This is a genomic window from Chitinophaga sp. (assembly GCF_036566945.1).
Lineage (GTDB): Bacteria > Bacteroidota > Bacteroidia > Chitinophagales > Chitinophagaceae > Chitinophaga.
Genome location: NZ_DATCVJ010000775.1, coordinates 1 through 3,313, shown reverse-complemented (window position 1 = coordinate 3,313; position 3,313 = coordinate 1). Strand labels below are relative to the sequence as shown.

Sequence of the window (3,313 nt, the reverse complement as noted above, 5' to 3'; positions counted from 1 at the left end):
TCCAAGCTTACAACCCTAATTTCTTCAATGGTATAATTTCCAATCTGTTATCCAGCAACTGCGGAATCAGTAAAGTATGCTTCTTTACATCCAATGCAATATCTGCAGGACCATGCGCTACGTCTATTTTAGTGTATTGTTTTTTGTCGATATCATACACATATAAATTCCCTTTCACCGGATCTTTAATAGTGATCCAGTCAGACACCAACAAACGGTGATCATCTAATTGTACAATACCATCAAAAAGACCTACAGGTGTACCCTCCAGCGGTTCAAAAGCTGCGGCATCATCATGCAGCTTCTTTGAAAATAATTTACCGGTACCGTCTAAATCAGCACCCATAGAGCATACATAAACATTGTCGCTATGTGCGTCATATAGCACACCATTTGGTACAATAATATCTCCCTTTAGTATAGACCAGCCAGCGGTATGTACATTTACCAGTAACACCTGGCCTTTAAAGGAGTCTGTTATCACCAACAAACTGTCATCTACCTTATTCAGGTCATTTAGCAGGATGGCTTTCCCTTCCAGGTTCAGGTCAAATACTTTTTTGCGGGTAGTAATATTATATCCTCTCAGATGGTCAATATCAGCTACATAGAGCACATCACCAATGATATCCAAACCTTTGGGAGCGTTCAGCGTATCATCAAAATATTTTAAATCCTGCAGCTTGCCATGGCTGTTGATATAGGAGATGCCACCATCACCGTCTTTGGCCGTGGGTTCGAGTTTGGCGCCGATGTCGGATACAAAATAGCCGCCTTTATAAGCCACCACGCTTTCCGGAGAAGCCAGGCCCGTAATAGTTTGAGCCTGTGTAACAAATGAAAGAAAGAACAATGATAAAATGGGGATATACTTTTTCATAAGGATCATTTATGTTCACAAAAGTAATATGCCGCCAATTCAAATGGAATGTGAAAAGGAAAGAATGACTTGTTAATTTCAAAGAAAAAAGAAAGCCGGGATATGACTATCCCGGCTATTACCTAAACCTACAACTGTTACACTGTTTGTAACGTTTATCTTTAATTCGAATGAATTTCATTTAAAGGTACTTCTTCATAAGAAGCCACCATACGCTGTCTGATATAGCGTTTGGATGACAACTTGCCCATACCAAACTTCGCCATGATCTTATCTACTATCATGTATACCACCGGTACCACAATGAGGGTAAGGAACATGGAGCTGATCAAACCACCGATGATCGCCCAGGCTAAACCATTTTTGATGGCGCCCACACCACCTGTTGCCAACGCAATAGGTAACATACCTATCACCATCGCAATAGTGGTCATGAGAATAGGACGTAAACGGGCGTTATTGGCATGAATCAGTGCTTGGTAAGTAGTTTGTCCCTGCTCTTTCATCTGGTTCGTAAAGTCAACCAGGATGATCGCATTCTTCGCCACCAGACCAATTAACATGATGATACCCAGGATGGTAAAGATGTTCAGCGTATTGTTTGTTAACGCCAGTGCCAGCAAGGCACCAATGATCGCCAACGGAATAGAGAACAATACCACAAACGGATAAATGTAGTTATCGTACAACGCCACCATGATCAGGTATACCAACACAATGGAGATCAGCAATGCAGCACCGAGTGTACCAAAGGAATCACCTTGGTTTTCCGCATCACCACCAAACAGGTAACTGATACCGGTAGGTTTGCCCATCTTCGCCAGTTTCGCGGTAAACTCCTGCGTTACCGTACCGGAAGGACGACCCATTACCTGCGCCTGCACAGATACGGAGGTATTTTTATCTCTTCTTTCCAGGTGGCTAGGCCCCGAGCCTTCGGTCACCACCGCAAACTGCGACAGCTTAATCAGCTGGCCTTTGTCGTTGATGAACTGTATATTAGATACATCGTCCAGATTCTTTCTGCTGAAATCATCGAAACGGATGTTGATATCATATTCATAATCTCCCTGACGGAACTTCACTTTGGAATCATCCGCCGTACCACTGAAAGCGGTTTGCATGGTTCCACCCACTGCATCCAGTGTAAGTCCCAGCGCAGCCATCTTATCACGATCCACCTGTACATTGATCTCCGGGTTACCATCTTCTACCGACAGTTTTACTTCGGTAGCACCGCTGATCGTTTTCAAGGTATCCATCGCTCTCTTGGCGTAGTTCATCACGCTGTCCAGCTCTGTACCCATTACAATCAGCTCCACTGGCGCCCGTTCGGCTGTACCCATGATGCTCACATCTGTGGTTTTCACTTTCACACCGGGGAGTATGGCTTTCAGTTCTTTCTTAATCTTAGCCGCATAAATATCTGAAGCATCCTTGCGTTTTTCAGGATCTACCAATATTACCGTGATCTCTGATTTATAAGCGGTGGATTGCGCATTACCAAAACCATCTTCACTGGTTTGACCTACCGTAGTGATCATACGGGTGATTTCAGGCTTCTTGTTCAGATATTTTTCCGCCGTTCTGGTGGCCAGGTTAGTCTGGTCTACAGAGGCATCTTTCGGCATTTCCAGCATCACAATAAACTGTCCGCGGTCACCCTTTGGAATAAACTCTCCACCAATGTAACCTTTACCCAACAGCATAAAAGAGGCGAATAATAAGCCTATTGCCACTATCAGCGTAATCGCTTTGTGAGCCAGTGCCCATTTCAGGATGTCTGTCATCCAGTTAGTGAACTTCGACAACTGTGCTTCAAACCAGAGAATAAATTTCTCAAACCAGTTTTTACCGGTGATATGCTCCAGCTTACCAAAGCGGGAAGACAACAACGGCACAATCATGAAGGAAGAGAGTAAGCTCAACATAGTTGATATCATTACCACCACGCAGAACTCACGCAGGATCTTTGATACCAGCTCATTCGTTAAAGAAATCGGCAGAAACACCACCACAATTACCAACGTAATGGAAGTAACGGTGAAACCTATTTCCTTTACCCCGTCAAACGCAGCACGTACACGGTTTTTACCCATCTCCATATGTCGATAGATATTTTCCAGTACCACAATGGCATCATCCACAAGGATACCTACCACCAACGACAGTCCTAATAAGGACATGAGGTTGAGGGAGAAGCCCATCAATTTCATACCGATGAAAGTAGCGATCAGGGAAGCCGGGATGGAAATCATCACGAACAAGGCACTACGGATACTGTGCAAGAACAACAGCATCACCACCGCCACCAGTGCTACTGCCAGGATAAGGTCATGTATTACGGAGTCGGCAGATTCCAGCGTAAATTCAGAGGAATCATTAGCTACCAGTATTTTAAGATCGTTGGCAGCATAGTCTTTTTCAATTTTG

General features: G+C 44.0%; 2 protein-coding genes. Both read right to left on the bottom strand.

What is annotated here, in order from left to right; genetic code table 11:
* Positions 1 to 7: 7 nt before the first annotated feature.
* A complete protein-coding gene (locus VIP81_RS23345; RefSeq protein ID WP_331967055.1) occupies positions 8 to 880 on the bottom strand; it encodes a hypothetical protein in 873 nt (290 codons plus the stop codon).
* Between the two features lie 161 nt (positions 881 to 1,041).
* The coding region (locus VIP81_RS23340; protein ID WP_331967052.1) for an efflux RND transporter permease subunit at positions 1,042 to 3,313 on the bottom strand (2,272 nt) is incomplete at its 5' end.